The sequence below is a fragment of the Vibrio sp. 10N.286.46.A8 genome, from assembly GCF_041470165.1.
GTDB classification, from domain to species: Bacteria; Pseudomonadota; Gammaproteobacteria; order Enterobacterales; family Vibrionaceae; genus Vibrio; species Vibrio tasmaniensis_A.
This window is the reverse complement of the sequence record NZ_JBFRLX010000186.1, coordinates 1-1,822: the sequence shown is the minus strand read 5'-3', so window position 1 is coordinate 1,822 and position 1,822 is coordinate 1. Positions and strand designations below refer to the sequence as shown.

Genomic DNA, 1,822 nt, shown 5'->3' with positions numbered 1-1,822 from the left:
CCATCACCACCACGCTTAACAAATTCAAGACCTGTTAAGTCATCACCACTTAGTAAGATAAAGTCTTCGCCACAAAGTTCACGGTGAATTGCAATTCTTTCAAGATCACCCGTCGCATCTTTAAGTGCAACGATGTTTTCGATCTCGGCAAGACGAGCAACCGTTTCTGGCAACAAGTCTACCGCAGTGCGACCAGGTACATTGTAAAGGATCTGTGGAACGTCACTGACTTCAGCAATTGCTTTGTAATGTTGGTACAAACCTTCTTGAGTCGGTTTGTTGTAGTACGGCGTTACGCTCAGGCAACCAGCAATACCAGAACCATTGAGCAAACGGCTGAAAAGTACAGATTCGTGAGTTGCGTTTGCACCCGTACCAGCGATAACAGGAATACGGCCATCAGCAAATTCAACGACCTTATTGACGACTTTGACATGCTCTTCAATAGTGAGTGTTGAAGACTCACCAGTTGTGCCAACCGCAACCAGACCATCACTACCTGCTGCAACATGGTGATCAACTAACTTTTTAAGGCTGTCGAAATCCACTTCACCATCTGTATTAAATGGTGTAACTAGCGCAACGATACTTCCTGAAAACATGTCTATCTCCCTTAATTTATTCTTTTTGCATGTTACTGTAAGCCAATCAATAAACACAAGACATTAAAGTGGCTTACCAGCAACATCTTCAGTAAATATTGTCGTATGTTTGAGGTAAAACGACTTATAACCGCGTTCGACCTAGAATTTGGGTAACCTACACTCAATCTAGCGAATAGCTCAGCACTCGATGTCAGTAACAAGTAAGCAATGCTCTCACACCACTCTTTGAATTTTGAACACTCTAAATATTCCTATTACTTGTTACATATTTGAAGCAAAGTGCCTCATAAAAGCCCCAAGCACACACTTATTCCTCTAGCTAACTGTGCTAACATGCATGAATCAATGGAATATAAGAGACGTGATTTTATGACTCAACATCTAGTAATCACAGCTGTGGGCACAGATCGCCCAGGTGTATGCAACCAAGTGGTTCATTTAGTCACCCAATCAGGCTGTAACATTATTGATAGCCGTATCGCTCAATTTGGCGAAGAATTTACGCTTATCATGCTACTGTCTGGAAAGGCAAACAACATCACCCGCGTTGAAACCACCCTGCCCTTGCTTGGACAAGAGCACGACTTGATTACGATTATGAAGCGAACCTCAACTCATGATGTTATTGAGAACTCTTACACAGTAGAGGTGTTCGTTGAGTCAGACGATAAAATCGGCCTTACCGAGCAGTTTACCCAGTTCTTCGCAGACCGAAACATCGGCCTCGATTCGTTAAGTGCGCGAACCATCAATAAGTCTAAGGTTCAGCTCGACAACGACCAATTCCATATCTCTATTACCGCTTCTGTGCAATCAGAATGTAATTTGATGCAGCTACAAGAAGAATTCGACGCGCTGTGTCAGAGCCTATCCGTACAAGGCTCGCTCAACTTTATCAAAAACAGTTTTTAAAAAGGAAATATCATGAATACGCTAACGGCTGGTGTTCCAGCACCTGCTTTTTCTCTTCCAGATCAAGATGGCAATATCGTATCTCTTGGTGACTTCAAAGGTAAAAAAGTCCTTTTCTATTTTTACCCAAAAGCAATGACTCCAGGTTGTATTGTGCAAGCTGAAGGCCTGCGTGATATCAAAGCACAGCTTGATGATCTGAATGTGGTTGTTCTAGGTGTGAGTGTTGACCCAGTTAAACGCCTACCAAATTTCGTTGCGAAGAAATCTCTGAACTTCACTCTTCTATCTGATGAAGACCACAG

At 42.6% G+C, this 1,822-nt stretch carries 3 protein-coding genes; 2 read left to right on the top strand and 1 reads right to left on the bottom strand.

Features of this window, described 5'->3' with window-relative positions; translation table 11 throughout:
- A partial coding sequence (dapA, locus tag AB4232_RS17410; RefSeq protein WP_372087632.1) for a 4-hydroxy-tetrahydrodipicolinate synthase occupies nt 1-602 on the bottom strand: 602 nt, incomplete at its 3' end.
- 372 nt (nt 603-974) lie between these two features.
- Here dapA and AB4232_RS17405 point away from each other — a divergent pair.
- The gene (locus AB4232_RS17405; RefSeq protein WP_009847377.1) at nt 975-1,517 is read left to right on the top strand and encodes a glycine cleavage system protein R; all 543 of its coding nucleotides are present in this window, start codon (nt 975-977) and stop codon (nt 1,515-1,517) included.
- 12 nt (nt 1,518-1,529) lie between these two features.
- Nucleotides 1,530-1,822, top strand: a 293-nt coding sequence (gene bcp / locus AB4232_RS17400; RefSeq protein WP_372087631.1) for a thioredoxin-dependent thiol peroxidase, incomplete at its 3' end; no start/stop codon positions are given.